Annotated in this window: 26 protein-coding genes and 1 other RNA gene; 15 read left to right on the top strand and 12 right to left on the bottom strand. The window is 46.0% G+C overall.

Features of this window, described 5'->3' with window-relative positions; translation table 11 throughout:
- Positions 1 to 35: 35 nt before the first annotated feature.
- From CBI31_RS05490 to rnpB, 10 genes are all read left to right on the top strand, one after another.
- A complete protein-coding gene (locus tag CBI31_RS05490) occupies positions 36 to 947 on the top strand; it encodes a Tim44 domain-containing protein (RefSeq protein WP_088525394.1) in 912 nt (303 codons plus the stop codon).
- 53 nt (positions 948 to 1,000) lie between these two features.
- On the top strand, positions 1,001 to 1,621 hold the full coding sequence (locus CBI31_RS05485) for a ubiquinone biosynthesis accessory factor UbiJ (protein WP_088525393.1): 621 nt from the start codon (positions 1,001 to 1,003) through the stop codon (positions 1,619 to 1,621).
- Between the two features lie 3 nt (positions 1,622 to 1,624).
- Positions 1,625 to 3,211 (top strand): ubiquinone biosynthesis regulatory protein kinase UbiB, encoded by a 1,587-nt coding sequence (gene ubiB / locus CBI31_RS05480; RefSeq protein WP_088525392.1) that lies wholly within the window; start codon positions 1,625 to 1,627, stop codon positions 3,209 to 3,211.
- 52 nt (positions 3,212 to 3,263) lie between these two features.
- Positions 3,264 to 3,917, top strand: coding sequence for a DUF502 domain-containing protein (locus tag CBI31_RS05475; RefSeq protein WP_088525391.1), 654 nt, complete (start codon positions 3,264 to 3,266; stop codon positions 3,915 to 3,917).
- Positions 3,918 to 3,933: 16 nt separating this feature from the next.
- The gene (aspS, locus tag CBI31_RS05470) at positions 3,934 to 5,733 is read left to right on the top strand and encodes an aspartate--tRNA ligase (RefSeq protein WP_088525390.1); all 1,800 of its coding nucleotides are present in this window, start codon (positions 3,934 to 3,936) and stop codon (positions 5,731 to 5,733) included.
- Positions 5,734 to 5,760: 27 nt separating this feature from the next.
- Entirely contained in the window at positions 5,761 to 6,210 is a 450-nt protein-coding gene (gene nudB, locus CBI31_RS05465) for a dihydroneopterin triphosphate diphosphatase (protein ID WP_420812064.1), read from the top strand.
- A 9-nt stretch (positions 6,211 to 6,219) separates the two neighbouring features.
- Complete coding sequence (locus tag CBI31_RS05460) at positions 6,220 to 8,043, top strand: ABCB family ABC transporter ATP-binding protein/permease (RefSeq protein ID WP_088525388.1); 1,824 nt, start codon at positions 6,220 to 6,222, stop codon at positions 8,041 to 8,043.
- 9 nt (positions 8,044 to 8,052) lie between these two features.
- Positions 8,053 to 9,393: a glycerate kinase type-2 family protein gene (locus tag CBI31_RS05455; RefSeq protein ID WP_088525387.1), complete on the top strand. Its 1,341-nt coding sequence runs from the start codon at positions 8,053 to 8,055 to the stop codon at positions 9,391 to 9,393.
- Positions 9,394 to 9,395: 2 nt separating this feature from the next.
- Positions 9,396 to 10,451 carry a dihydroorotase gene (gene pyrC, locus CBI31_RS05450; protein WP_206075455.1) on the top strand — a complete coding sequence of 352 codons (1,056 nt, stop codon included), beginning with the start codon at positions 9,396 to 9,398 and terminating at the stop codon, positions 10,449 to 10,451.
- 56 nt (positions 10,452 to 10,507) lie between these two features.
- Positions 10,508 to 10,814: RNase P RNA component class A (gene rnpB / locus CBI31_RS05445), an RNA gene on the top strand.
- Here rnpB and CBI31_RS05440 read toward each other — a convergent pair.
- Positions 10,815 to 11,237: an OsmC family protein gene (locus CBI31_RS05440; protein ID WP_088525385.1), complete on the bottom strand. Its 423-nt coding sequence runs from the start codon at positions 11,235 to 11,237 to the stop codon at positions 10,815 to 10,817.
- Between the two features lie 420 nt (positions 11,238 to 11,657).
- On the opposite strand from CBI31_RS05440, the gene rplM reads away from it, so the two are divergent.
- From rplM to erpA, 4 genes are all read left to right on the top strand, one after another.
- Positions 11,658 to 12,086 carry a 50S ribosomal protein L13 gene (gene rplM / locus CBI31_RS05435; RefSeq protein ID WP_071466176.1) on the top strand — a complete coding sequence of 143 codons (429 nt, stop codon included), beginning with the start codon at positions 11,658 to 11,660 and terminating at the stop codon, positions 12,084 to 12,086.
- Positions 12,087 to 12,095: 9 nt separating this feature from the next.
- Positions 12,096 to 12,497: a 30S ribosomal protein S9 gene (gene rpsI / locus CBI31_RS05430; protein WP_088525384.1), complete on the top strand. Its 402-nt coding sequence runs from the start codon at positions 12,096 to 12,098 to the stop codon at positions 12,495 to 12,497.
- A gap of 118 nt (positions 12,498 to 12,615) precedes the next feature.
- Positions 12,616 to 13,674 (top strand): N-acetyl-gamma-glutamyl-phosphate reductase, encoded by a 1,059-nt coding sequence (argC, locus tag CBI31_RS05425; RefSeq protein WP_088525383.1) that lies wholly within the window; start codon positions 12,616 to 12,618, stop codon positions 13,672 to 13,674.
- 91 nt (positions 13,675 to 13,765) lie between these two features.
- Positions 13,766 to 14,152, top strand: a complete 387-nt coding sequence (gene erpA, locus CBI31_RS05420) for an iron-sulfur cluster insertion protein ErpA (RefSeq protein ID WP_088525382.1) — start codon at positions 13,766 to 13,768, stop codon at positions 14,150 to 14,152.
- Positions 14,153 to 14,170: 18 nt separating this feature from the next.
- On the opposite strand, the gene CBI31_RS05415 is transcribed toward erpA, so the two are convergent.
- On the bottom strand, positions 14,171 to 15,298 hold the full coding sequence (locus tag CBI31_RS05415) for an anhydro-N-acetylmuramic acid kinase (protein WP_088525381.1): 1,128 nt from the start codon (positions 15,296 to 15,298) through the stop codon (positions 14,171 to 14,173).
- Between the two features lie 73 nt (positions 15,299 to 15,371).
- Here CBI31_RS05415 and tyrS point away from each other — a divergent pair, with 73 nt between their 5' ends.
- On the top strand, positions 15,372 to 16,604 hold the full coding sequence (gene tyrS / locus CBI31_RS05410) for a tyrosine--tRNA ligase (protein WP_088525380.1): 1,233 nt from the start codon (positions 15,372 to 15,374) through the stop codon (positions 16,602 to 16,604).
- Here the strand turns inward: tyrS and ruvB are convergent.
- The 10 genes from ruvB to CBI31_RS05360 all read right to left on the bottom strand — a co-directional run bounded on the left by ruvB (position 16,601) and on the right by CBI31_RS05360 (position 26,182).
- Entirely contained in the window at positions 16,601 to 17,671 is a 1,071-nt protein-coding gene (gene ruvB / locus CBI31_RS05405) for a Holliday junction branch migration DNA helicase RuvB (RefSeq protein ID WP_088525379.1), read from the bottom strand. The genes tyrS and ruvB overlap by 4 nt on opposite strands.
- 27 nt (positions 17,672 to 17,698) lie before the next feature.
- Complete coding sequence (gene ruvA, locus CBI31_RS05400) at positions 17,699 to 18,283, bottom strand: Holliday junction branch migration protein RuvA (RefSeq protein WP_088525378.1); 585 nt, start codon at positions 18,281 to 18,283, stop codon at positions 17,699 to 17,701.
- Positions 18,284 to 18,318: 35 nt separating this feature from the next.
- Positions 18,319 to 18,837, bottom strand: coding sequence for a crossover junction endodeoxyribonuclease RuvC (ruvC, locus tag CBI31_RS05395; RefSeq protein ID WP_088525377.1), 519 nt, complete (start codon positions 18,835 to 18,837; stop codon positions 18,319 to 18,321).
- A 16-nt stretch (positions 18,838 to 18,853) separates the two neighbouring features.
- A complete protein-coding gene (gene purH / locus CBI31_RS05390; protein WP_088525376.1) occupies positions 18,854 to 20,434 on the bottom strand; it encodes a bifunctional phosphoribosylaminoimidazolecarboxamide formyltransferase/IMP cyclohydrolase in 1,581 nt (526 codons plus the stop codon).
- Positions 20,435 to 20,488: 54 nt separating this feature from the next.
- Positions 20,489 to 20,728, bottom strand: coding sequence for a helix-turn-helix domain-containing protein (locus CBI31_RS05385; protein ID WP_088525375.1), 240 nt, complete (start codon positions 20,726 to 20,728; stop codon positions 20,489 to 20,491).
- Positions 20,729 to 20,778: 50 nt separating this feature from the next.
- Positions 20,779 to 21,795, bottom strand: a complete 1,017-nt coding sequence (gene dusB / locus CBI31_RS05380; RefSeq protein WP_088525374.1) for a tRNA dihydrouridine synthase DusB — start codon at positions 21,793 to 21,795, stop codon at positions 20,779 to 20,781.
- Between the two features lie 131 nt (positions 21,796 to 21,926).
- Positions 21,927 to 23,084 (bottom strand): FAD-dependent monooxygenase, encoded by a 1,158-nt coding sequence (locus tag CBI31_RS05375; protein WP_088525373.1) that lies wholly within the window; start codon positions 23,082 to 23,084, stop codon positions 21,927 to 21,929.
- 9 nt (positions 23,085 to 23,093) lie between these two features.
- Positions 23,094 to 24,467, bottom strand: a complete 1,374-nt coding sequence (locus CBI31_RS05370) for an aminopeptidase P N-terminal domain-containing protein (protein WP_088525372.1) — start codon at positions 24,465 to 24,467, stop codon at positions 23,094 to 23,096.
- Complete coding sequence (murU, locus tag CBI31_RS05365) at positions 24,451 to 25,167, bottom strand: N-acetylmuramate alpha-1-phosphate uridylyltransferase MurU (protein ID WP_088525371.1); 717 nt, start codon at positions 25,165 to 25,167, stop codon at positions 24,451 to 24,453. Before murU ends, CBI31_RS05370 begins: the two co-directional genes overlap by 17 nt.
- 10 nt (positions 25,168 to 25,177) lie before the next feature.
- The gene (locus tag CBI31_RS05360; protein ID WP_088525871.1) at positions 25,178 to 26,182 is read right to left on the bottom strand and encodes an aminoglycoside phosphotransferase family protein; all 1,005 of its coding nucleotides are present in this window, start codon (positions 26,180 to 26,182) and stop codon (positions 25,178 to 25,180) included.
- Between the last annotated feature and the right edge of the window lie 7 nt (positions 26,183 to 26,189).

Genomic DNA, 26,189 nt, shown 5'->3' with positions numbered 1-26,189 from the left:
AAGTAGTTCAGAAGTTATTAGAGGGAGTCATAAAGATGAATAAGCATTTTTTCAAAGCAGTTCTACTAAGTCTTACTTTGGTATTTGCAACTGTTGGCCATGTTGATGCTGCCCGTTTGGGTAATGGCAAGAGCGTTGGAAAAGCGCCAAGCGCACCAATGCAAAAGCAGGCTGCTCCAGCACAAAAGCCTGCACAGCAAGCTCAGCCAGCTGCTCCAGCTCCAGCTCCTCAGGCACCAGCACCTAGTCGCTTTGGTGGCATGGGTGGCCTCTTAGGCGGTTTAGCTGCTGGCTTGGGTATTGGCTATCTCTTATCGCATTTCGGTTTAGGAGAGGCAGCATCCTCCATGATTACTGGACTATTAATTGCTGTGTTGGCAGGCTTTGCCATCATGTTTGTGATTCGTAAATTGCTTCCAGCGTTTTCTGGTGCAGGTAGCACTGCTAATGCTCCAGCGGGTGGTCTACAGAGAACTAGTATTGAGCAGTCTCCTAGACATGAGCCCGTCTTTACGCCAGCAGCAAATGCTTTTGGTGGCGTGAGCGCTGAGCCGTCGGCATTTCAATCAACATTACCACCTGGCTTTGATGAGCGGAGTTTTCTGGAGAACGCAAAGCAGTACTTCTCTACTTTGCAAAAAGCGTGGGATCAGGGCGATCTTGTTGCTTTGCGTGAATTTACGACACCGGATATGTTCGCCACCATTCAACAGGATCTAGCAGGTCGGACCGACACCACGAATCAAACCGATGTAGTTACGATTAATGCCCAGCTCATTGGTATTGAGACTGCGGATGCGCATTATTTCTGTAGCATTCAGTTCAGTGGCATGATTCGGGAGCAAGTAGGCGCTCCGGCAAGCGACTTCTCCGAAATCTGGAATTTAAGTAAGCCAGTAGAGGGCCCAGGAGGCTGGGTACTAGCGGGTATCTCGCAGTTGGTTTAAGCTCTAGGTACTTTCCATTGGAAAACCCGCACTTGTGCGGGTTTTTTACACTCATGAATACGCATTTATCTTCTACCCATACCATTGCTGCTGGGGCTGCTTGCCGCGGGATCAACCATGTATTAGGGAGTGAGCCGTGGGCATCTGCGGAGTTGGCTAAACATGCTGGCAAAACGATTTTGCTCCAGCTGCCCTTAGGCGATCTTGGTTTTGAGATTTCTGCTGCTGGTTTATTAAATGCCTTAAAAGAAGCTGATAGCCCTTCTTTGACTTTAGAGGTTTCAAGCAAAGCATTGAGTGATTTAGCAGCCAGTTCAGGTAGTTTGCGTGAACAAGCCTTTAAAGCTGTTAAGTTAACTGGTGATGCAGACTTAGCTCAATTAATAGGCCGCTTAGCCGGTCAGCTTCGTTGGGAGTACGAAGAAGATTTAGCTCGTTTAGTCGGCGATGCGCCGGCAAACTTTGCGGTGAGTCAAGGTAAGAAATTTGTCTCTGCCACTCGTTCTGCCGCCTCTGATTTGCTGGACAATGTTGTTGAGTATGTCAGTGAAGAAAGAAAAGTACTCTTAAATAAACGCGACTTTATGACCCACAAATCCGAATTAAATGACCTGCGCGAATCAGTGGATCGAATCGAAAAGCGCATTCAACTCTTAGAGCAAAAGGCTAGATAAATCGTGCGTCGAATTGCTCGTCTTTGTTTTATTTTCTTTACCGCTTGGCGCTATGGCTTATTGCCCCTCTTGCGGGACATTCTCAAGCCAGGCATCAGTAGGGGCGCTCTCACGGTTATTTGTTGGACCTCGCCTGGTGTCAGCTTGCCAAGAGGTGAGCGCATTCGTTTGACGCTAGAAGCGCTTGGTCCAATCTTTGTGAAATTTGGACAAGTGCTTTCAACCCGTCGAGATTTATTGCCAGAAGACATTGCCAATGAGTTAGCAAAGCTTCAGGACCAAGTTCCGCCATTTTCAAATGAAGAGTCGCGGCGCTTAATTGAGAAAGCAATTGACCAGCCGATCGAAGAAGTCTTCATCAGCTTTGATGCCACACCTGTAGCGAGCGCCTCGGTTGCACAAGTACATTTTGGAGTTTTACGTGCTACCGAGAGGCATCCAGAATGGAGTGGGCGTGAAGTTGCGATCAAAGTACTACGTCCAGGCATCCTTCCCATCATTGAGAGCGATATCGCTTTAATGTACGACCTAGCAAAAGTTATCGAAAAATTATCTTCTGATGGTCGCCGTTTAAAACTCACTGAGAACGTTGCTGAGTTTGATAGGCATTTACATGATGAACTTGATCTCATGCGCGAGGCTGCAAATGCCAGTCAGTTAAGAAGATATTTTGTTGACTCAGATAAGCTGATGATTCCAGAAATGTATTGGGATTTATGCCATACCAATGTCATCGTGATGGAAAAGATGAATGGCATATCTATTGGACGTTTTGATGAATTACGTGCTGCTGGAGTAGATTTCAAAAAATTAGCAGCAGAGGGCGTAGAGATATTCTTTACTCAAGTATTTGAATATGGTTTTTTCCATGCAGATATGCATCCCGGGAATATCATGATTAGTCTTGAGCCAGAAACATTTGGCCGCTTTATTTCTTTAGACTTTGGCATTGTTGGTGCACTGAGCGAATCCGATAAAAATTATTTAGCACTTAATTTCTTGGCTTTCTTTAATCGCGATTACCGTCGGGTTGCAGAGTTGCATGTTGAATCAGGTTGGGTACCTGCCGATACCCGTGTGGAAGAATTAGAAGGTGCAGTACGCTCGGTTTGCGAGCCTTACTTTGATCGACCTTTAAAAGAAATTTCCTTAGGCATTGTTTTAGTGCGCTTATTTCAAACATCTCGTCGTTTTAAGGTGGAAGTCCAGCCGCAACTGTCCCTGTTATCAAAGACCTTATTGAATGTCGAAGGCCTGGCCCGTGAGCTGGATCCAGATCTCGATCTTTGGCAGACTGCAAAGCCGATTCTGGAAAAGTGGATTAGTAAGCAGTTGGGTTGGCGGGGCTTAATTGATGGCCTTAAAGAAGAGGCGCCGACTTGGGCCAAGATTCTGCCAACTTTGCCTCGCTTGATTGCTGATGCCCTTACTCAAGGCGGCAATCAAACAAAAGATCAAAATGGCGAGCTAGAGGTCCTAAAAGCCCTTTTACTCGAAGAAAGGCGTACTCACCGTCTTGTGGCAGGGGCCTTGCTCTTTGCCGGTGGTTTTTTGGCTGGAATTTTGATTATCAGCCTAGGTATTTACTAGTCTTTGCTTGCTTGGGCTCTAAACCGCTAAAATAGCGGGCTAGGTAGAACACATGAAAAAATACTTTATCGCAGGCATCCTGGTTTGGGCACCGCTAGCAATCACCGTTTGGGTGATTGGGTGGGGCTTAGGTTTGCTCGACAGCGTATATGGCTCAGTAATGCACGCCATTATTGTGGTCCTTCCAAGTGAGACCGCATTAGATTTTCAGCATTTCCGTGACCTTCCGGGTGTTGGAATATTGATTGTGATTGCAGTCATTATGTTTACCGGATTACTGGCGATTAGTTTTGCCGGTCAATGGTGGTTGAAGATTTGGGATAAGTTTGTTAATCGCATTCCGATTGTGCGTTCGATTTATTCCAGTGTTCAGCAGGTTTCATCTACTTTATTTTCTGGAAGTGGTCAGGCCTTTAGTAAGGCTTTATTGATCCGCTACCCTCACGCTGATTCTTGGGTAATCGCTTTTCAAACGGGTGTGCCTGCAAGAGAAGTGACTACTAAATTGGGTGAGGACTATGTAAACGTATTCTTGCCCACTACTCCAAATCCTACCTCTGGTTTTTTCATGATTGTGCCGCGCGCACAAACGATCGAACTGGAGATGAGCGTAGAGGAAGCTTTGAAACACATCGTTTCAATGGGCTCTGTGCCTCCCAATAGTTCTAGTGGATTGACTACATCACAGTCACCACGCCATCTCTGATTTATAGGAAATTGTTATGTCGATGCGAAGCCATACCTGTGGACAGGTAACCGATTCACTGATTGGTAAAGAAGTGACTCTTGCTGGATGGGTGAATCGTCGCCGTGACCATGGAGGCGTGATCTTTATTGACTTGCGTGACCGTGAAGGTTTTGTCCAGATAGTATGTGACCCAGATCGCCCTGAGATGTTTGCTTTAGCTGAGCAAGTACGAAGTGAGTTCTGTATTCAGATTAAAGGTCTTGTGCGCGCACGCCCAGCCGGAACTGAAAATAATGAGCTAGCTAGCGGAAAAGTAGAAATCCTTTGTCATAGCCTTGTGATCTTGAATGCCTCAGTAACCCCACCATTTCAGATTGATGATGAGAACTTATCTGAGACAACTCGCCTCACTCATCGCGTCTTAGATTTACGTCGTCCACAAATGCAAAAGAATTTGCGTTTGCGTTACAACGTTGCAATGGAGTGTCGCCGCTATTTAGATGAGGCTGGCTTTATTGATATCGAAACTCCGATGTTGACCAAGAGTACGCCAGAAGGTGCCCGTGATTACTTGGTCCCTTCCCGCGTGCATGATGGCCAATTCTTTGCTTTGCCACAATCTCCACAGTTATTTAAACAACTATTGATGGTGGCTGGCTTTGATCGTTACTACCAAATTACTAAATGCTTTCGTGATGAAGATTTGCGTGCTGATCGCCAACCTGAATTTACTCAGATTGACTGTGAAACAGCTTTCTTAAGCGAACTAGAGATTCGGGAGCTCTTTGAAAACATGATCCGTCATATTTTCAAGAAGACTATGAACGTTGAATTACCTAATCCATTCCCAACCATGCCTTATTCAGAGGGTATGGCGCGCTTTGGATCGGATAAGCCAGATTTGCGTGTGAACTTTGAGTTCACTGAGTTGACTGATTTGATGAAAGATGTCGATTTCAAGGTCTTCTCAGGCGCTGCTAACCAAGAGGGCGGTCGTGTAGTGGGCTTATGTGTCCCTGGTGGTGCTGAGATTAGCCGTAGTGAGATTGATGACTATACCCAGTTCGTGAGCATCTATGGTGCCAAAGGTTTGGCTTGGATCAAGGTGAACTCGGTTGCTGAAGGTCGTAATGGTTTGCAATCTCCGATCGTCAAGAATTTACATGACGCAGCCATTGAAGGCGTCTTAAAACGTACTGGCGCTAAAGATGGCGATATTATTTTCTTCGGCGCTGATAAAGAAAAAGTGGTGAATGACGCAATTGGTAATTTACGTCTACGCATTGGTCATTCTGCTTGGGGTAAAGAGCATGGTCTCTTTGCCGAAGGATGGAAACCATTGTGGGTAGTCGATTTCCCAATGTTTGATTACGACGAAGGCGAAGCGCGTTGGGTTGCTTGCCATCATCCATTTACAAGTCCTAAAGACGAACATATGAAGTATCTGGAGACTGATCCGGGTAAGTGTTTGGCAAAAGCATATGACATGGTGCTCAACGGTAGCGAAATTGGTGGTGGTTCAGTACGTATTCACCAAGAAGCAGTTCAAAGTCAAGTATTCCGCGCTTTGAAGATCGGCCCTGAAGAAGCGCAAGCTAAGTTTGGCTTCTTATTGGATGCACTTCAGTATGGCGCACCTCCACATGGCGGTATTGCATTTGGCTTGGATCGTATTGTGACGATGATGACGGGTGCTGAGTCGATTCGTGATGTGATTGCCTTTCCTAAAACACAACGTGCGCAATGCCTATTGACACAGGCCCCTAGTCCAGTAGATGAGCGTCAATTGCGTGAATTACATATTCGTTTACGCCAAGCCGCTCCCGCTGCCTAAACAAGCAAAGCAATACCCATCCCCATCTTGAAAATTCCTATTTCGGTTTTAGTTGTTATCTATAAATTGAATGGGGATGTTTTATTAATAGAGCGCGCAGATAGAAATAACTTCTGGCAATCTGTGACCGGCAGTCTTGATGCACTGAATGAGGATCTTGCCTTAGCAGCCGCCCGCGAGGTATTTGAGGAAACAGGCATTGCCGTTGATCAGTTAGCTATGGATGCTTTGCGTAATATGCATCATCAAATTGAATACGAAATTTATCCAGATTGGCGTTTTCGTTATGCGCCTGGCGTTACCAAAAACACTGAACATTGGTTTGCATTACAAGTTCCTGACGACACCCCCGTCAAGCTTTCCCCAAGAGAGCATGTGGCATATCAATGGTTACCGTTTGCAGAGGCAGCTAAGAAATGTTTTTCTCCAAGCAATGGTGAGGCAATTCTGAAATTGTTCTCAGAGAATAAGGAATAAGATCAAGTAATGAGACCTTCATCAGGGCACCATCATTCAGGAGGAGATTCCAAGCCTTCTCAGGGAAGCGATTGGAAGGTCATTCGCGATTTAATTCCCTATCTACTGGAATATAAATTTAGAGTTGCGATTGCCCTGGCTTGCTTGGTTGCTGCTAAGGTTACCAATCTAGGCATCCCTGTTTTGCTCAAGCGCTTAATTGATGATTTAAACGTCCGGGCAGATTCTCCACAAGCCTTGCTCCTGGTTCCGGTAGGACTCATTTTGGCTTATGGGCTCCTACGGATGTCTGCTTCCTTGTTTGCCGAACTACGCGAGTTTCTCTTTGCTAGAGTGACCCAAAATGCTATCCGTAAAGTGGCTCTTCAAGTCTTTGAACATTTACATTCTTTAGCGCTGAGTTTTCACCTGGCTAGACAGACTGGCGGAGTAAGCCGTGATATTGAGCGTGGTACACGCGGTATTCAGTCGCTAATTTCTTATTCACTCTATAGCATCCTGCCGACACTTGTTGAGTTTATTTTGGTGTTGGGTTATTTGGCTTACTCATATGATATTTGGTTTGCAGCAATTACTTTATGCGCCTTGGTTTTCTATATTGTATTTACTGTAGTAGTAACAGAGTGGCGCTCTCATTTTCGTAAGACCATGAATGACATGGATTCGAAGGCAAATCAGAAAGCAATTGATTCTTTATTAAACTTTGAGACCGTGAAGTATTTTGGTAACGAAGCTTTTGAAGCAAGTCGTTATGACAAAAATTTAGTGCGGTATCAAGCTGCCGCCATTAAGTCGCAAAAATCCTTAGCGGTTCTTAATTTTGGCCAGCAAACAATCATTGCTATTGGCTTAGTCTTAATTTTGTGGCGCGCTACGCTCGGTGTTGTTGACGGCAGCATGACGCTAGGAGACCTCGTACTTGTTAATGCCTTAATGATTCAGTTGTATATTCCGCTCAATTTTCTGGGCGTGATTTACCGCGAGATTAAACAGTCACTAACGGACATGGAGCGCATGTTTTCTTTGCTGAACACCGATAAAGAAATTGCAGACACACCAAATGCTAAGCCACTTCATATTGAAAATTATGGTCATGGGCCTGCTGTCGGTTTTGAGAGCGTTTCATTTCACTATGACGCCAAACGAGAAATCCTTCATGATGTAAGCTTTAATATTCCGGCGGGAACAATCACTGCTGTGGTTGGACAAAGTGGTGCAGGTAAGAGCACCTTAGCCAGATTGTTATTTCGTTTTTATGATGTGCAGTCTGGAAAAATTTTGATTGATGGGCAAAATATTCAAGATGTCACTCAAGCCAGTTTGCGTAAGGTAATTGGTATCGTTCCGCAAGATACCGTCTTATTTAATGACACTATTGGTTACAACATAGCTTATGGCGATCCTTCTGCCTCTATCGACGAGGTGTATGAGGCAGCAAGAGCTGCGCAAATTGATGGCTTTATCAAGCGCTTACCAGATGGCTACGATACCCAAGTCGGCGAGAGGGGTTTAAAGCTCTCTGGAGGCGAGAAACAGCGCGTGGCGATTGCGCGAACTTTGTTGAAAAAGCCAGCGATGCTCATTTTTGATGAGGCTACTTCCGCCTTAGACTCCAAAACTGAGTGGGCTTTTCAGGAAGAATTGCTCAGTTTGGCTAAAAATCGCACTACTCTCATCATTGCCCATAGGCTATCGACCATTATTCATGCTGATCAAATTTTGGTGATGGAGCATGGGCAAATCGTCGAGCGGGGAACCCATTTAGAGTTGCTGGCAGCGCAAGGCAAATATGCCGAGATGTGGCAAATGCAAGAACGTGCCGCTCTTGATTAGAATAGCTTGATGACTCAAAAAAATAATCAACCAACTTCTATACAAGAGATTCTAAAAAATGCCTTTGCAGCCGCTGTGGCTGTGGCTGATCCCCAGGTTATCGTTCCACAATATTTAGCCAAGATTTTCCCTGCTGGACAAGAGCCCAAGGGCAGATGTTTGGTAGTGGGTGCTGGTAAGGCTAGCGCTTCTATGGCTAGTGCACTTGAGGCCTATGCAGGCACACACTGGCCTCAAGTAAAGCTAAAGGGCGTAGTCTTGACCCGCTACGGTCATGCATCACCTACTGCTCATATTCAAATTATTGAAGCTGGTCATCCAGTGCCTGATCAAGCGGGTATGGATGGCGCCAAAGCAATCTATGCGCTAACTCAGGAGCTGGAACCAGGTGACGTATTGATTGCATTAGTTTCTGGCGGCGGTTCAAGTCTACTGACTTTGCCTCAAGAGGGAATCTCTATCGATGACATGCGCAAGACTACTGAAGCGCTCTTACGAAGCGGTGCCCCGATTGAGGAAATGAATATTGTCCGCAAACATTTATCTGCAATTTTGGGCGGCAATTTAGCAAGAGTTGCCATTGCTCATGGGGCACGTGTAGAAGCATTGCTGATCTCTGATGTGACCGGTGATTCACCAGCAGATATTGCCAGTGGCCCTTGTGCAGCTGATTATTCGACTTATCAAGATGCCTTAGCTATCTTTGAAAAATATCGTTTGGGTGAGGATGAGATTCCAGCATCAGTACTCAATCATCTGGCGCAAGGCCTTGCGGGAAAAAAGCCAGAGACTTTAAAAGATGCAGATTTGGTGAACGCTCAAGTAGCAAATCATGTGATTGCCACTGCCTATAAAAGCTTGGAAGCTGCGGCAGATTATGTTCGAAGCCAAGGTTATGAGCCCATTGTTCTAGGCGATACGATTACCGGTGAAGCGCAAGCGGTTGGGCGTACGCAAGCAGATCTAGCTCGTGAGCATTTAGCTAAAGGTGATAAGCCTCTGGCAATCATTTCTGGCGGAGAATGTACTGTCACTATTCCTGCAGGCATTAAAGGCCGTGGAGGTCGTTGCAGTGAGTATCTACTCTCACTCTTTGCAGCGTCGAAAGACTTACCCCATTTGGCAGCTTTAGCTGCAGATACTGATGGTATTGACGGTAGTGAAAAAAATGCGGGCGCGTGGTTTACAGGCGATGTTCGTAAAGGCAGTCTCGCCAAAGGGATTGCTCCAGAGCCATTCTTGCTTTCTCACGATTGCTATGGATTCTTTGCAGAATTGGGTGCTTTAGTAGAAACTGGCCCTACACTTACGAATGTGAATGATTTCCGTATCATTTTGCTCAATCAATAATCATGCCGAATAGTCCAACACAAATTGAACTCATCCAACCAGATGACTGGCATTTGCATATTCGAGATGGGGCTTTAATGAAGGATGTATTGGCTGACACGGTCCGTCAATTTGCCCGTGCCATCATCATGCCAAATTTAAAGCCGCCAGTGACTACAGTGGAATTGGCAAAGGCCTACCGATCACGGATAGAGGCTAATTTGACATCCCTAGGCATCAATCACTTCGAGCCTTTAATGACTTTGTACCTGACTGACAATACTTCAGCTGATGAAGTGCGCAAGGCTAAGTCTGAAGGAATTATCGGCTTTAAGCTTTATCCGGCTGGAGCCACAACGAATAGCGATGCTGGAGTAACTGACATCAAGCATTGCTACAAAGCGCTTGAGGCAATGCAGGATGTTGGGATGCCTTTGTTGGTTCATGGCGAAGTGACTCATGCCGAGATCGATATCTTTGATCGTGAAGCAGTCTTTATTGATCAGATATTAGAGCCATTGCGTAAAGATTTTCCGCAGCTCAAAATTGTGTTTGAACATATCACCACCAAACAAGCTGCGCACTATGTGCGTGACGCTGTTGCAACGGGAAATACTATAGCGGCTACGATTACCCCACAACATTTACTCATGAATCGTAATGCGATTTTTTCTGGCGGTATTCGTCCTCATCATTACTGTTTGCCAGTGCTCAAGCGCGAAGAGCATCGTGTTGCACTCCTAGAGGCGGCCACTAGCGGTAATTCTCGCTTCTTTTTAGGTACCGATAGTGCGCCTCACGCTAAGGGAGACAAGGAGGCAGCCTGTGGTTGTGCAGGTTGCTACAGCGCCTTTAATGTCTTGGGTTTATATGCTGAAGCATTTGAAAGTGTTGCTAAGTTAGATAAATTAGAGGGCTTTGCGAGTTTTTTTGGCCCCGATTTTTATTCTTTGCCACGCAATAGCAAAAAAATTACCCTCAAGAAGCAAGCCCAAAGGATTCCACAGGAGCTAGCTTTTGGTGATGCCACGATTGTTCCGCTGCGTGCCGGTGAAACGATTGCATGGTCACTTGTTTGATCCAAAACTTTTAATTCCTCAACCAAAATAGTCCGACTGCGTTAGACTGCAGGCGCAGAGTCAATTGGGCAATCGCCGCCTCTTTATTGAGGGGGAGGAAAGTCCGGACTCCATAGGGAAGGGTGATGGCTAACGGCCATCCACGGCAACGTGAGGAATAGGGCCACAGAGACGAGCGTATTTAGTTACGGTGAAACGCGGTAACCTCCACCCGGAGCAATCCCAAGTAAGCAGGCGATGAGGCGTCCCGCTGAGTCTGCGGGTAGGGAGCTTGAGCCGTCAGGTAACTGCCGGCCTAGAGGAATGATTGCCCCTAGATGCAAATCTAGGCGACAGAATCCGGCTTATCGATTGACTCTGCACTTATTCCGAAATGACTTCGATGCTGTAAGTCAGTTCAGCTGTTTTGGCTAGCATGATGGTGGCTGAGCAGTACTTTTCATGTGAAAGCTTCACCGCACGATCCACCTTTCCCTGATCTAGATCTTTTCCTTTGATCTTAAAGTGCAAATTGATCTTGGTAAAGACTTTAGGGTCTTCTGTGGCCCGTTCTGCTTGAAGGGTGACCTCGCAGCCGCTGACGGCCTGGCGAGACCTCTGTAGGATTAAAACCACATCAAATGCAGAGCAGCCCCCCGCTCCAGCTAAAAGAAGCTCCATTGGTCTGGGCGCCAAGTTTCTCCCCCCAGCTTCAGGGGCGCCGTCCATATTGACCAGGTGACCACTGCCGGTTTCAGCAGAAAAAGCCATTCCCCCATTACCTAACCAAGATACTCGACATTCCATATTAGTGATCCCTAACTTACTAAATTAATCAATATTATCAATAGTTTACCAATTTCTATTGATTTTAGTGAGTGCCTGACTTTGACCAAAAAACATCAAAAACTTGATTTTGGTCAATTTTCTTGCATCGCACCATCGTTCTCGATACAATAACCGTATTGGCAGTCAGTCTTATACAAGACTATGACTTACCTCCCAGTGTCTCCTCCACCCAAACAAAGGTGGATTCCAGCCCAGGACTCGTTCCTGGGCTTTTTTTAGGATACAATTCAAGGCTTTACTGAATTACCGAACTAGTCAGCGGTGATTGTTTTACCAGTTAGATTTCAGAATCTGCGAGCTTGCAAACATAAGCAGGGCCAAGGTGGACGTTATTTGGTTGGAGTAATTTTTTTGTTGACTATAACAATTTGAGAAATCATGAAAACTTTTTCTGCAAAATCCCATGAGGTAGTGCATGAATGGTTCGTGATTGACGCTACGGACAAAGTCCTCGGTCGTGTCGCCAGTGAAGTGGCACACCGTCTACGCGGCAAGCACAAGCCTGAATACACACCACACGTTGATACTGGCGACTTTATTGTTGTCATTAATTCTTCTAAGCTGCGTGTCACAGGCACAAAAGGCTTAAACAAGATCTATTACCGTCACAGCGGATACCCAGGTGGTATTAGCTCGACTAACTTCGACAAAATGCAAGACCGTTTCCCAGGCCGTGCTTTGGAGAAGGCTGTGAAGGGTATGTTGCCAAAAGGCCCACTAGGCTATGCCATGATTAAGAAATTAAAAGTCTATGGCGACGCCAATCATCCGCATGCGGCTCAACAGCCAAAAGCGTTAGAGATTTAAGGAAACCAAATGGCTATTAATTACGGAAATTGGAATTACGGTACAGGTCGCCGCAAGAGTTCTGTTGCGCGCGTCTTCATTAAATCTGGCAAAGGCGAAATAATCGTTAACGGTAAGCCTATCGATGCGTATTTTGCTCGTGAAACATCGCGCATGATTGCTCGCCAGCCTTTAGCCCTCACAGCCCACTTAACGACCTTTGATATCAAAGTAAACGTTTCTGGTGGCGGTGAAACTGGCCAAGCTGGTGCAGTTCGTCACGGCGTAACTCGTGCTTTGATTGACTACGACAATACTTTGAAGCCAACCCTGTCTAAAGCAGGTTTGGTGACTCGTGATGCTCGTGAAGTTGAGCGTAAGAAGGTTGGTCTGCACGGCGCACGTCGTCGTAAGCAGTTCAGCAAGCGCTAATTTCTTTCGGTCGCTGAAGTTTTTCGAAAGGGTCGCGCAAGCGGCCCTTTTTGTTTCTACAATTGGGGTATTGTGAGGTTCGTTTAATCTTCACTTAGTAGGTATCTTGGAGAAAGACATGATTAAGGTTGGCATCGTTGGCGGCACAGGATATACCGGTGTGGAATTATTGCGTTTGTTGGCGCAGCACCCCGAGGTAAAGATTGTTGCTATTACATCTCGCACAGAGGCTGGCATACCAGTTGCTGAGATGTTCCCATCTTTGCGCGGTCGTGTTGATCTTAAATTCACTACACCAGATGAAGCCAAATTAAATGAATGTGATGCAGTGTTCTTCGCAACACCACATGGTGTTGCCATGGCGCAAGCAAAAGAATTACTTACTCACAATGTCAAGATTTTGGATTTAGCGGCCGACTTTAGGCTGAAGGATGTGAAAGAGTTCGCTAAGTGGTATGGCATAGAGCATAGCTGTCCAGATATTCTGGCAGAAGCAGTTTATGGTTTGGCAGAAATTAATCGTGAGGCCATTAAAAAAGCGCGCGTAGTGGGTTTAGCGGGTTGCTACCCAACTTCCGTACAGCTTGGCCTTGCACCTTTGCTTTCCCCAAAGTCGACTGGTGGCAAACAGCTCATTGATGGTAATCATATTATTTCTGACTCTAAGTCTGGAACTTCTGGTGCTGGACGTAAGGCAGAGATTGGCACCTTGCTCTCCGAGGCAAGTGACAACTTCAAAGCCTACAGTGTTAAGGGCCATCGGCATCTTCCGGAGATTGTGCAGGGCCTAAAAGCCATTGCCGGCCACGATCAAATTGGGCTGACATTTGTGCCACATCTCACGCCTATGGTAAGAGGCATTCATTCGACCTTGTATGTCCGCTTGACCGAAGCCGGCAAAGACCTTGATTATCAAAAGCTGTACGAGAGCTTCTATCAAAATGAACCTTTTGTAGATGTCATGCCCTCAGGCAGCCATCCAGAGACTCGTTCTGTGAGAGGTAGCAACGGTATTCGCATTGCCATCCATCGTCCAGGCGGCGGAGATACCCTGGTCATTTTGGTGGTGGAAGACAATTTGGTAAAAGGGGCTTCAGGACAGGGCGTGCAGTGTATGAACCTCATGTTTGGCCTACCTGAGACGACTGGACTGACCCAGATTGCGGTATCCCCGTAATTTGACTGGTTTTATCGATTAATATCCCTTCAGCAGGCTAAGGATTAAAAGCCTAGAATATCAGTATTGCCTTTTGATTTAGGAGTGAACTATGACCCAATTAGCTAGCCAAGAAGTTGTACAACCCGCACAAGATTTAGCCGAGCCACCAACCCCGTTGGTATTTACGGATAGTGCTGCTGCAAAAGTGGCCGATTTGATTGCTGAAGAAGGTAACCCAGAATTGAAGTTGCGCGTATTCGTTCAAGGTGGTGGATGTTCAGGCTTTCAATATGGCTTTACATTTGATGATGCCGTTAATGAAGATGACACCTTGTTTGAAAAGAATGGCGTTACTCTTTTAGTAGATTCAATGAGCTTCCAATATCTAGTTGGTGCTGAGATAGACTACAAGGAAGATATCAACGGTTCACAGTTTGTGATTAAGAATCCAAATGCAACGACTACTTGTGGTTGCGGATCTTCTTTCTCCGCTTAAAGAAATTAGCATATATAGTTAAGCAGGATAGCAAGCGCCTAGAATTCTAGGACCCTTCGCTCCTGTAACGGCTGGCAAATTTGCTGGCCGTTTTTCTTTATGGGCCCATGCAAGCCAGGCAAAAGCTAGGCCTTCAACGAGTTGTGGGTCAATACCAGCAGAGTCACTCGTCGTAATTTCTATAGGCTTTTTGAAGAAATACTGCGCTTTGACTTGAAGTAAATTCATCAAGGCACTATTTCGGGCGCCTCCTCCACAGATAATCAACTTCTGGGTTTGCGGGGCATGACGTGCTAAAGCCTCCAAGGCTGCATGTGCCGTCAGATGCAGTAAGGTGGCTTGCACATCTTCGGCATGATGATTGCTGTTGCCAATTTTTTCCTGCAACCAAGCTAAATGAAAGTCATCTCGCCCCGTACTTTTTGGAGGCGCTTTGCTAAAAAAAGAATCTGACAACATCAACTGTAGAAGTGCTTCATTCACTTTTCCTTGCAGCGCCCAAGCACCATTCTCATCATAGGAATTGCCTTGATGCTTTTCAATCCAGGCATCCATCAACATATTCCCAGGGCCGCAATCAAAACCAGTCACTGGGCCATCTTTGGGTAGCAGCGTCAGATTGGCGATGCCACCGATATTCAAAATTGCTAAATTTTCAGAGGACGTAAATTGCTGCGCATGAAAGGCAGGCACTAAAGGTGCGCCATGCCCACCAGCCGCTAGATCACGACTTCTAAAATCTGCGATGACATCAACCCCGGTCTTTTCTGCTAGGAGGGCAGGGTTGAGTGTTTGGTGGGTATATGCCATATCTCCAAGATGTGGTTGATGGCGAATAGTCTGACCATGCGCACCAATGGCAGCAATATCGGATGGCTGTAAATTGGCTTTTTTCAGTAATTGGCTGACGGCATCGGCATAAGCTATGGCTAAGGCATTGCCAGCCTGTTTCTCTCTGTGCAGCTCATTGGGGCTTGAAGTTTGAAGTTCAATCAGGGCTTTGCGAAGTTCAAGGCTGAAGGGGGTACTCACAGCCGCTTGGGCGTTGGTTTCTCCATTGGGTCCAATCTTGGCGAGAACGGCATCAATCCCATCTAGGCTAGTACCAGACATGAGACCAATGTAGAGGGAGTGAGGTTTGTTCATCTAGTTCTCAGGAATGCGACAATTATGCTTAACAATTGAAATACCAAATAACTGTATCAGTATACGAACCAGCATGACGGCTAAACCAGAACAAAAATATCCTTTAACCCCTGAAGTCTTTGCGGCCCTCGAAGTCACTAAGCGCGGCTGTGATGAGCTATTGGTTGAGGCTGACTGGGTTCAAAAATTGGCTCGTAGCCAGGCCACTAAGACCCCACTTCGGATTAAGTTAGGTTTAGATCCCACTGCACCTGATATTCATTTGGGGCATACGGTGGTTCTGAATAAACTACGTCAGTTGCAAGATTTAGGCCATACGGTCATTTTCTTGATTGGCGACTTCACCAGCATGATTGGCGATCCATCGGGTCGTAATGCAACCCGTCCACCATTGACAGCGGAAGAAATAGCGGTCAATGCAGAAACTTACTATCGTCAAGCAAGTATGGTGCTTGATCCCTCTAAAACAGAAGTACGCTACAACAGCGAGTGGTGTGATCCATTGGGCGCGCGCGGCATGATTCAGCTGGCTGCAAAACATACGGTTGCCAGAATGCTTGAGCGTGATGACTTTACCAAGCGCTATCGCAATGGTGTACCTATTTCGATTCATGAGTTTTTATATCCATTGATGCAGGGCTATGACTCTGTTGCTCTGAAGAGTGATTTAGAGTTAGGCGGTACAGATCAAAAATTTAATCTCTTAGTGGGCCGCGAGCTCCAGCGGGAGTATGGCCAAGAGCCACAATGTATTTTGACGATGCCGCTCTTGGTTGGTCTGGATGGCGTTGAGAAAATGAGTAAGTCCAAGGGAAATTACATTGGTATCAGCGAATCTGCTGGTGATATGTTCGGAAAACTCTTGAGCATCTCAGATGATTTGATGTGGGATTACTTCACACTGCTGTCATTCCGCCCAATGTCTGAAATTGATTTAATGAAACAAGAAGTCGCTAGCGGAAGAAATCCAAAAGATTGCAAAGTACTACTCGCACAAGAAATCGTGGCACGCTTTCATTCACAAGCTGCAGCAGAAAAAGCCCTGGAAGACTTCAATCACCGCGCAAAGGGTGGTGTGCCAGACGACATTCCAGAAGTAACTCTTTCTGGCGCTCCCATGGTTATCGCAAACCTGCTTAAGGCTGCAGGATTAGCCCCATCTACATCAGAAGCTATGCGCAATATCGAGCAGAACGGCGTAAAAATTGATGGCGCAACTGTTAGTGACAAGCAAGCGAAGATTGAAGCAGGAACCTACGTAGTACAGGTTGGTAAGCGCAAATTTGCGAAAGTAACTTTAGTTTAAATATCTAAGCTAGCGTTACCGCTAGGTGGCGTTAAGCCAAAGTGCTCATAGGCCTGACGTGTTGCTATACGGCCACGTGAAGTTCTTTGAAGATATCCCTGCTGAATGAGGTAGGGCTCTAGAACATCCTCAATCGTGTCGCGTTCTTCCCCAATCGCTGCTGCCAAATTATCAATACCTACTGGACCGCCATCGAACTTATGAAGAATAGCTTCGAGTAGTTTTCTATCCATCACATCAAAGCCACTCGGATCAACATCTAGCATCTTCAATGCGGCATCAGCCATAGCCTTGGTGATCGTGCCTGTGCCTTTGACTTCTGCGTAGTCGCGTACTCGACGGAGTAGGCGGTTAGCAATACGGGGGGTACCGCGCGCACGCTTGGCAATTTCTACTGAACCCTCTGGATCTATATCTGCCTTGAGTAGGCTGGCTGAGCGATTAATAATTTTGGTCAGTTCTTCAGTGGTGTAGAACTCAAGTCTTGCCACAATGCCAAAGCGATCACGTAATGGGTTGGTGAGCATGCCGGCCCGAGTGGTGGCGCCGATCAATGTAAATGGTTTGAGATCGATCTTGACACTACGTGCTGCAGGGCCTTCACCAATCATGATGTCTAAACTGTAATCCTCAAGAGCTGGATAGAGAATTTCTTCAACAACTGGAGAGAGACGATGGATCTCATCAATGAAGAGCACATCATTGGCTTCTAAATTAGTAAGCAAGGCAGCAAGATCGCCCGGTCTATCGAGAACTGGGCCACTAGTCTGGCGCAAGTTCACGCCAAGCTCTCTGGCGATGATGTGGGCAAGAGTCGTTTTACCAAGCCCTGGAGGGCCAAAGAGTAGAACGTGATCTAAGGCTTCTTGGCGGGCTCTAGTAGCGCTAATAAAAATCTCTAATTGGGCGCGAGCTTTGGTTTGACCAACATACTCATTGAGTTGTTTAGGGCGCAATGCTCTTTCAAAAACAGCTTCCGAGTTTCCTGCGGCACCACTGACGATGCGATCACCACCCTCTGGTAGATCTTCAGGAATAGAGCTTAGGTCGTCTGTATGAATTGCCATGCTGCAAGTGTAGTGGTGTTTATCTACTTAGGGCTTAGATAGATATTTCAGGCCCATCCGAATGCCATCAGAAACCGAGGTATCTGGAGGGATTTGCTTAAGCGCCAAAAATGCCTCTTTTTCTGAATAGCCTAAAGCTAAAAGCGCTTGCAATACTTCGCTGCTAGCTTCAATTGCTTGAGGCTTGCCCCCCGCAGTAATGCCAAGATCGGGGGCTAGCTTACCTTTGAGTTCAAGACAAAGACGTTCCGCAGTTTTCTTGCCAATACCAGGAACCTGGGTGAGACGTCCTGCTTCTTGTAGTGCAATCGCTTGAGCCAGTTCATTCACACTCATGCCAGATAGAACAGCTAATGCAGTTCTGGAGCCAACGCCGCTAATCTTGATGAGTTGTCTAAATGCTTCCCGTTCAGTCTCAGTGGCAAAGCCAAAAAGTTGTTGAGCATCTTCACGTACTTGGAAATGAGTGAGTAGGGTAATTTTTTGACCTGCTTGGGGCAATTGATACAAGGTGCTCATCGGTACATCCACTTCATAGCCAATACCTTGGCAATCTACTACGAGCCGAGGTGGATGAACTGAAACGAGGATTCCTTGAATACGACCAATCATTTAATGATCTTAACCTGTAATGTGCTCAGACACTTTTATTTACCCCGCTTTTTTGGAGCTAAAGCCGCAGTGATTGCTTTTGGAATTGGAGCATGATGTGCTGCGCAGATGGCGACTCCCAGGGCGTCCGAAGCATCTGTGCCTGGTGCGCGGTTAAGACGCAGTAAGCGCTTTACCATTTCTTGTACTTGTGGTTTGGCAGCGCGGCCTGTGCCCACAATCGCTTGCTTTACTCTTAAGGCGCTGTACTCAGCAACCGGAAGTTTTACAGACACGAGTGCAGCGATCACAGCACCTCTAGCTTGACCGAGCATTAGAGTCGAGCGCGGGTTTACGTTCAAGAAAACTTCTTCAATCGCAGCAGATTCTGGTTTGTAGGTCTCTAGAACTTCTTTTACGCCAGCGTAAAGAGCGCCTAATCGCTCTGGTAAGGCTTTGGCAGGATCACCACTCTCAATCGTCCCAGAGGCTACGTAAGTGAGTTTTTGGCCATCAACATCAATGACGCCAAAACCGGTGGTACGTAAACCTGGGTCGATTCCAATCCAACGCATAAGTGCTTATTTTGGCTTAATGACGGAAGTGACGTGTGCCAGTAAAGATCATGGCAATGCCATGCTCATTGGCTGCTGCAATGATCTCGTCATCGCGCATACTGCCACCGGGCTGTATTGCGCAACTCGCACCACCATTCACGACAACATCTAAGCCATCGCGAAATGGAAAGAAGGCATCGCTGGCTACTGCTGAGCCCTTCAGGCTAAGACCGGCATTTTCAGCCTTAATGCTTGCCATCCGGGCTGAGTCAACGCGGCTCATTTGGCCCGCACCAATACCTAGAGTCATGCCATTGGCGCAATAGACAATTGCATTAGATTTAACGAACTTCGCCACACGCCAGGCAAACATCATGTCATTCATCTCGCTTGGAGTTGGCTGTCTTTGGCTAACAACACGCATTTCGTTTTGAAGGACGTTCTTAGAGTCAGGCGACTGCACCAGTAAACCACCACCAACACGTTTGAAATCAAAAGCATTAAAGGCTGTACCAAGTGGAATTTCTAAGAGGCGCACATTTTGCTTTACTGCAAAAATAGCTTTTGCCTCATCACTAAAACTAGGAGCAATCAAAACCTCGACAAATTGTTTTGAGATCTCTTGGGCAGCAGCGCCATCACATGGAACATTAAATGCAATGATTCCACCAAAGGCGGAGCTTGGGTCAGTTTTGAAAGCCTTCTGATAGGCCTCCAATGGACTGGCACTTACAGCTACACCACAAGGGTTCGCATGCTTAATGATGACGCAAGCAGCAACTCCACCTGTGTTGCCCGTAAAGCTCTTAACGCATTCCCAAGCAGAATCAGCATCAGCGATGTTGTTGTAAGACAGCTCTTTGCCTTGTAATTGTTTGTAATTGGCAAGCGCGCCATCTACTGGGTAAATATCTTTATAGAAGGCTGCTGATTGATGTGGGTTTTCACCGTAACGCATCTCTTGCACTTTTTCAAAAGCAAGATGCAGTGTATCTGGATATGCAGAGCGAGCTTTATGATCTAAGTCATCTCCTAATGCAGATAGATAGTTGGCAATCGCACCATCATATTGTGCTGTATGTGCAAATACTTTCTTGGCTAGGGTCAAGTTAGTTTTATAAGAAACAATGTTTTTATTAGCCTTCATCTCCGACAATACTGGGGCGTAGTCTTCAGGTGAAATCAATACGGTGACATCTTGATGATTTTTGGCTGCAGCACGTAACATGGCTGGACCGCCAATATCAATGTTCTCTACTGCGTCTTCGAATGAGCAGCTTTCTTTAGCGACGGTCTCATTAAAGGGGTAAAGGTTGATCACTAACATATCGATCGTATCAATGCCGTGCTCTTTGAGAGCTGTCATATGTTCAGGCAAGTCCCTACGCGCCAACAGCCCACCATGCACCATTGGGTGGAGTGTCTTTACACGACCATCTAACATCTCAGGGAATTTGGTTAAAGAGGAAACTTCGACAACTGGCAGATTATTTTCTGCCAAGAGTTTTGCGGTACCACCAGTTGAAATCAATTTGATGCCTTGCTCGTGAAGTGCTTTAGCGAAGGGCACAATACCATTTTTATCGGAGACAGAGAGTAGGGCTGTACGGATCATAATTTTCGAAAGGTTTAATAAATGGCTTAGAAATCAGTAATGTAATGCTGTGGTTTATTTGAGCAAATGGTGCTCGACGAGTTTCTTGTGCAAGGTATTGCGATTGATGCCAAGGTACTGAGCAGCCAAAGATTGGTTTTGTTTAGCATGCTGCATGACTAATTCAAGCATGGGTTTTTCTACTACTGCCAATACCATTTGATAGATATCGGTCGGAGGCGTGCCTTTAAGATCATTCAAATAGCTCTGCAGCTGGGTTTCAATGCACTCAGTAATTGGATGTTTATTGGTCATAATATTTAAATCTAAAAAACAAAATAATTGAGCTATAACTTAGTTGAAGGCTACGCTGCTTCTAAAAAAAGCAAACGGTCAGAATGAGATTTCATCTCATTAAAATAATCATTAACCAGCTGTAATTGAGTTTTGCAATCATCAGCAGTGTTCATGCGTTGGCGGAATGCATGCGAATCACGCAAACCTTTGCAATACCAGCCAATATGCTTACGCGCTGTTCTTAGGCCAATAAATTCGCCATAAAACTCATAGTGATCTAGTAAGTGAGCATTCATGATGTCTTGAATCTCATTAATTTCAGGGGTTGGCAGCTTGCCGCCGGTCTCTAGGTAATGATTAATCTCGCGAAAGATCCATGGACGGCCTTGTGCAGCACGACCGATCATGATGGCATCGGCACCAGTAATCTTTAAAACAGCCTCTGCCTTTTCTGGGCTAGTGATATCACCATTCGCAACAACTGGAATTTGCACATTATTTTTTACGGCAGTGATCGTTTCATATTCTGCTTCGCCATGATAAAGATCTGCTCTTGTGCGACCATGAACAGTCAGCATAGAGATACCAGAGCGCTCTGCGAGACGCGCAATCTCGATTGCATTCTTATGCTCACGATCCCAGCCCGTCCGAATTTTTAAGGTAACGGGCACTGCATCTGGTCCGGTACCAACTGCTTTAACTACCGCCTCCAAAATTTGTTGCACTAATGGCTCATCACGTAACAAGGCTGAACCCGCAGCGACATTACAAACTTTTTTTGCTGGGCAGCCCATATTGATATCAATAATTTGTGCGCCATGGTCTACATTGATTTTTGCCGCAGCAGCCATCATGGCAGGATCTGCGCCTGCAATTTGTACGGCGATGGGTTTGAATTCCCCAACATGATTTGCGCGACGTTGCGTCTTTTCACTTTTCCAAAGCAGGGCATTTGAAGCCACCATTTCTGAGACGGCGTAGCCGGCCCCTAGTTTCTTGCAAAGCTGCCTAAATGGACGGTCAGTAACCCCAGCCATAGGGGCTACAAATAGTCTATTTGCGAGGAGGTGGGAGCCGATCTTCATCTATTGAGTTGAGTCTTGCGCAGAGCATGACACTTTAGCACAAAGAGGTCCAAATTTGCCTAATTTTTAGGCAAATTACTTGATTCCTATGAATCCAAGAATGCTGAGATTTGTAAGGCCTTTTAAGCCCTCTAGCGCCTACCGAACATCATCTGGCGAGCTAAAGCTGTTTTGACTGGCGGAAGCCACTGAAGGGCTGATAAAGCTAATCCACGGGCCATCACTATTGGAGCCAGATTTGAAGTAAATATCCTAGCCATGAAGTCTGTAAGGCCAATGGTGGTGGTGCGGTCGACTTTGCGACTTTGCGCATAACTCTCTAATGCACTTTGAATGTTTACTGGCGTTTGGTTTTCTGTTGTTCCTGAAAATGCCGCGACTAACTTTTCAGCTAGCAAGAAAGCATCGCGCAATCCCAAATTTAACCCCTGTCCTGCAACGGGGTGCAAAGTTTGTGCAGCATTACCAATCCACACTTCATTATCTTTAGTAATTTCTTTGCGGTAGTTCAGGCCTAGCTGATACAAGCGACGATCTTGAATTTTGAGAAAGCGTCCAATGCGTGAGCCAAACTCGTTTTGCAATGATGTCAGAAAATCAGCATCACTTAATTGCAGACGGTGCTGTGAAGACTCAGGAGTTCCGCACCATACAAGATTCAAAATATTGGGACCATAATGACTTGGAAGAACCGCCAATGGCCCTTCTGATGTAAAGCGTTCCCAAGCTTGATAAGGTGGAGCATTCTCTACCTCAACTAAACCCACTAAAGCCGATTGATCATAGTCTCTGCCAGATTCAACCCAGTCTTGATTTTTAAATAGACCCCCCTCAGCGTGCACAATACACCTGGCGTTGATCTCAGCCTGCCCATCTTCTTTGTTAATGTGTTGCCAAACAAAATGAGGGCTCTTATTCTGAATTGATCTTAGCGCTTGCCGTAATGCCATGTGAATATCACGATAGCGAATGATGTGTCCCAAAGCGTCTTGACGAAGCTCTTCTCGCGTCATTAATGCGCGACCAAAGCGACCTGCTTGTGAAACATGCACACGATGAATATCAGCACTGTCAGCAGGCCAAGCATGAATCGTATCGAGCAGTAGTTTGCTGCCATGAGAAAGCGCAACGCCTCGACTATCGGCTGCGACTAGATCAGCATCATCGACCGGATTTCGATCAATCAGGATAACTTTTGCATCAGGAAACTTTTGCAAAGTCCACGCAGCACAAGCAAGTCCAACCGGCCCGCCTCCCTGAATCAAGATGTCACAACGAGATGCACTCATGATTTGAATTTAGGCGTTCTTCATAATGGCTTCGATTTCATCAGCCTTGACTGGTGCTCCACGAGAGATTAATTCGCAGCCAGAATCATTAATCACTGCGTCATCCTCAATACGAATACCAATATTCCAGAAAGCCTCATCAATATCATCCGCAGGTCTTACATATAAGCCAGGCTCAATCGTGATGACCATCCCATTTTTGAGAATGCGCCAAGGCTTCTCTTCTTTGGAGGAACTATTACTTTGTTCGCGATAAGAGCCAACATCATGTACATCCATACCCAGCCAGTGGGAGGTGCGGTGCATGTAGAAGCGGCGATAAGCACCAGTCTCGATGGCATTCTCAAGCGAGCCCAACTCAGAAAGTTTGAGCAGCTTTTCATCTAGCAGACCTTGGGTGAGCACTTTAAGTGCCGCCTCGTGGGGCTGCATAAACGTGTTTCCTGGCTTGGTCATTGCAACTGCTACTTCTTGTGCAGCGAGGGTGATGTCGTAGAGTGCGCGCTGAGGACCTGTAAATTTGCCATTCACTGGAAAAGTGCGGGTGATATCAGATGCATATCCATCGAGTTCACAGCCTGCATCAATTAAGCAAAGTTCACCACTGCGTAATTCGGTTGATCCAGCTCGGTAGTGCAGGATGCATGAGTTTGCACCTCCAGCAACAATGCTGTTATAGGCAACACTTTGTGCGCCGCTATTGCGGAACTCATGGAGCAATTCTGCTTCAAGTTGATATTCGCGCAAGCCAGGTTTGCACGCTTGCATAGCCCGAATATGGGCCCGCGCAGAGATGGCTGCGGCACGGCGCATAGTTTCAACCTCATGTGCATCTTTGAAGAGGCGCATCTCATGAATCAGTGCTTCTACATCATGGAACTCTGAAGGTGGATTAATACCAGCGCGCGCTTGTCCGCGAACCTTCTTCATCCAGTGACGTAAGCGCCGATCTGCTTCTGCGCTTTCTGCTAAACGGATATAAACCGCATCTTGATCAGCTAACAGTTCACCTAACTTATGATCAAGTTCTTGGTTGCTATATGCGAACTCAACACCAAGCACGGCAGGTGCAGCATCAGGTCCGAGACGAATTCCATCCCAAATTTCTCGTTCAGTATCTTTTGGTCTGCAAAATAAGTGCGATTGAAGCTTGTAGTCTTTACCGCTACAGTTGACTTCCATAACTAAGGTTGCTCCCGGCTCTTCAAAGCCGGTTAAGTAAAAGAAATCACTGTCATGGCGATAAGGAAATTCGCTATCGCGATTACGTGCTAGCTCAGGTGCAGTAGAAATAACAGCAATACCACCACCAGACTTAGCGTGGATTTGTCTTGCTAGAGTATTTCTGCGTTTTTGATAGATCTTGTTATTCATAAGCTGCATTGAGCTCTTGTAAGCGTTGTGGAGTTCCTACATCGTGCCACGGACCGGTATATTTTTCACCAGACACCTTATTTTGTTCCATGGCTTGGATGAGTAGGGGCGCCAGTTTGGCTGGGACGCCCATTTTTAATTCTCTGAAAAGGTCTTTATGGTAGATGCCAATCCCTGAAAAAGTCAGTTTTTCTGCTCCTGCTGATGTGTCACTACTGACTATGGAGTCTTTGAGGTAGAAGTCACCATTTGGATGTTGAACTGGGTTTGGAACCATTAAAAGGTGTGCCAATACTTTCTTGGGACTATTTTGAAGCTTTGAGGCCTCTTCCAAAAGAGACTTGATTGCTAGATTTGGGGCAAATACATCGCCATTGATCACCAGAAAATAGTCTTCCGGGGAAAGTAGGGGGAGTGCTTGACGGATCCCTCCTGCAGTTTCTAGAGCGCTTGCTTCTGGGGAGTACTTAATACTGAGGCCAAATTGATGGCCATCTCCCAGGCTCTCTTCAATTTTTTTACCAAGCCAAGCATGATTAATTACAACCTTTTGGATGCCTGACTGAGCAAGGGCTTCAAGATGCCATGCTAGTAAGGACTTATTTTGAATTGTGAGTAAGGGTTTCGGTAAGTTATCAGTAAGTGGGCGCATCCGCTCGCCTCTACCGGCAGCCAGGAGAAAGCAAGGAAGAGAATTTTGCTTGTCCATTACTTTTTACTTATGATTCTTTACTTTGGCGGGTTGACTCCAAAATGCGCGCCAAGGGTTTTAACTCAATGTAACGATTTGCAGTCGCAATAGCGTACTCTAAAACTAAAGGGATATCTTTGAGATAACCATCTTTACCATCGCGATGAAACAGCCTTGCAAAGATACCAAGGACCTTCAGATGACGTTGCAAGCCCATCCACTCAAAATCACGATAGAACTGCCCGAAATCATTTGGCATTGGGAGGCCAACTTTGTGACCCTCTTCCCAGAATTTAATAACCCAATCGATGACACGCTCTTCAGGCCAGGCTATATAAGCATCTCGCCATAAGGAGGAGGCATCATAAGTAATGGGACCATAAACGGCGTCTTGAAAATCGATCACGCCTGGATTATTTTTTTCGGTCACCATTAAATTTCGTGAATGGTAGTCACGATGAACGTAGACTTTTACTTGCGCTAGATTATTTTCAATAATCAACTCAAAAGCTTCACGAAGCTGGGTTTGCTGAAGATCATTTAATTGAATATGGAGATGTTTCCTTAAATACCATTCAGGAAATAAATCAAGCTCTCTTTGCAATAGCGCTTCATCATAATTTGGCAGTACATTCGGCTTGCTAGCTAATTGCATTTGAACTAAAGCATGAGTTGCATCTTTGTAGAGGTGATCTGCGGTTTCACTATTGAGTTCTGCTAGATAGGTCTTGGTGCCCAAATCATTTAATAAAAGAAAGCCCTGTGCAACATTTTGTTCGAGGATTTTTGGAACATTTAACCCTGCAGAAGAGAGTAATAAATCGACCTGAATAAAAGTATCCAAAGGTTCGTGCTGAGGAGGCGCGTCCATCACAATTAAAGTCCCACAATTGTGCTTTTGGGACTGAATTCGGAAATACCGTCTAAAGCTGGCATCTGCTGAGGCTGGAGCCAAAGTGTCAAGATCTAACTGCCAGCTAGGGTCTAGGGCTTTTAGCCAGTTTCGGAGGGTGTCTAGGCGAGAGTCAGTCATGGTCGAT

The sequence above is a fragment of the Polynucleobacter campilacus genome (assembly GCF_002206625.1).
Lineage (GTDB): Bacteria > Pseudomonadota > Gammaproteobacteria > Burkholderiales > Burkholderiaceae > Polynucleobacter > Polynucleobacter campilacus.
Note: the sequence above shows the minus strand (reverse complement) of the source record. Positions and strands in the feature narration are given on the sequence as shown.

What these genes read in the sequence shown, in the direction of transcription:
- CBI31_RS05490 (WP_088525394.1), top strand. Translation starts at nt 36, where the DNA reads ATGAATAAGCATTTTTTCAAAGCAGTTCTACTAAGTCTTACTTTGGTA.
- CBI31_RS05485 (WP_088525393.1), top strand. Translation starts at nt 1,001, where the DNA reads ATGAATACGCATTTATCTTCTACCCATACCATTGCTGCTGGGGCTGCT.
- CBI31_RS05475 (WP_088525391.1), top strand. Translation starts at nt 3,264, where the DNA reads ATGAAAAAATACTTTATCGCAGGCATCCTGGTTTGGGCACCGCTAGCA.
- aspS (WP_088525390.1), top strand. Translation starts at nt 3,934, where the DNA reads ATGTCGATGCGAAGCCATACCTGTGGACAGGTAACCGATTCACTGATT.
- CBI31_RS05460 (WP_088525388.1), top strand. Translation starts at nt 6,220, where the DNA reads ATGAGACCTTCATCAGGGCACCATCATTCAGGAGGAGATTCCAAGCCT.
- CBI31_RS05455 (WP_088525387.1), top strand. Translation starts at nt 8,053, where the DNA reads ATGACTCAAAAAAATAATCAACCAACTTCTATACAAGAGATTCTAAAA.
- pyrC (WP_206075455.1), top strand. Translation starts at nt 9,396, where the DNA reads ATGCCGAATAGTCCAACACAAATTGAACTCATCCAACCAGATGACTGG.
- CBI31_RS05440 (WP_088525385.1), bottom strand. Translation starts at nt 11,237, where the DNA reads ATGGAATGTCGAGTATCTTGGTTAGGTAATGGGGGAATGGCTTTTTCT.
- rplM (WP_071466176.1), top strand. Translation starts at nt 11,658, where the DNA reads ATGAAAACTTTTTCTGCAAAATCCCATGAGGTAGTGCATGAATGGTTC.
- rpsI (WP_088525384.1), top strand. Translation starts at nt 12,096, where the DNA reads ATGGCTATTAATTACGGAAATTGGAATTACGGTACAGGTCGCCGCAAG.
- argC (WP_088525383.1), top strand. Translation starts at nt 12,616, where the DNA reads ATGATTAAGGTTGGCATCGTTGGCGGCACAGGATATACCGGTGTGGAA.
- erpA (WP_088525382.1), top strand. Translation starts at nt 13,766, where the DNA reads ATGACCCAATTAGCTAGCCAAGAAGTTGTACAACCCGCACAAGATTTA.
- CBI31_RS05415 (WP_088525381.1), bottom strand. Translation starts at nt 15,298, where the DNA reads ATGAACAAACCTCACTCCCTCTACATTGGTCTCATGTCTGGTACTAGC.
- tyrS (WP_088525380.1), top strand. Translation starts at nt 15,372, where the DNA reads ATGACGGCTAAACCAGAACAAAAATATCCTTTAACCCCTGAAGTCTTT.
- ruvB (WP_088525379.1), bottom strand. Translation starts at nt 17,671, where the DNA reads ATGGCAATTCATACAGACGACCTAAGCTCTATTCCTGAAGATCTACCA.
- ruvA (WP_088525378.1), bottom strand. Translation starts at nt 18,283, where the DNA reads ATGATTGGTCGTATTCAAGGAATCCTCGTTTCAGTTCATCCACCTCGG.
- ruvC (WP_088525377.1), bottom strand. Translation starts at nt 18,837, where the DNA reads ATGCGTTGGATTGGAATCGACCCAGGTTTACGTACCACCGGTTTTGGC.
- purH (WP_088525376.1), bottom strand. Translation starts at nt 20,434, where the DNA reads ATGATCCGTACAGCCCTACTCTCTGTCTCCGATAAAAATGGTATTGTG.
- CBI31_RS05385 (WP_088525375.1), bottom strand. Translation starts at nt 20,728, where the DNA reads ATGACCAATAAACATCCAATTACTGAGTGCATTGAAACCCAGCTGCAG.
- dusB (WP_088525374.1), bottom strand. Translation starts at nt 21,795, where the DNA reads ATGAAGATCGGCTCCCACCTCCTCGCAAATAGACTATTTGTAGCCCCT.
- CBI31_RS05375 (WP_088525373.1), bottom strand. Translation starts at nt 23,084, where the DNA reads ATGAGTGCATCTCGTTGTGACATCTTGATTCAGGGAGGCGGGCCGGTT.
- CBI31_RS05370 (WP_088525372.1), bottom strand. Translation starts at nt 24,467, where the DNA reads ATGCAGCTTATGAATAACAAGATCTATCAAAAACGCAGAAATACTCTA.
- murU (WP_088525371.1), bottom strand. Translation starts at nt 25,167, where the DNA reads ATGGACAAGCAAAATTCTCTTCCTTGCTTTCTCCTGGCTGCCGGTAGA.
- CBI31_RS05360 (WP_088525871.1), bottom strand. Translation starts at nt 26,182, where the DNA reads ATGACTGACTCTCGCCTAGACACCCTCCGAAACTGGCTAAAAGCCCTA.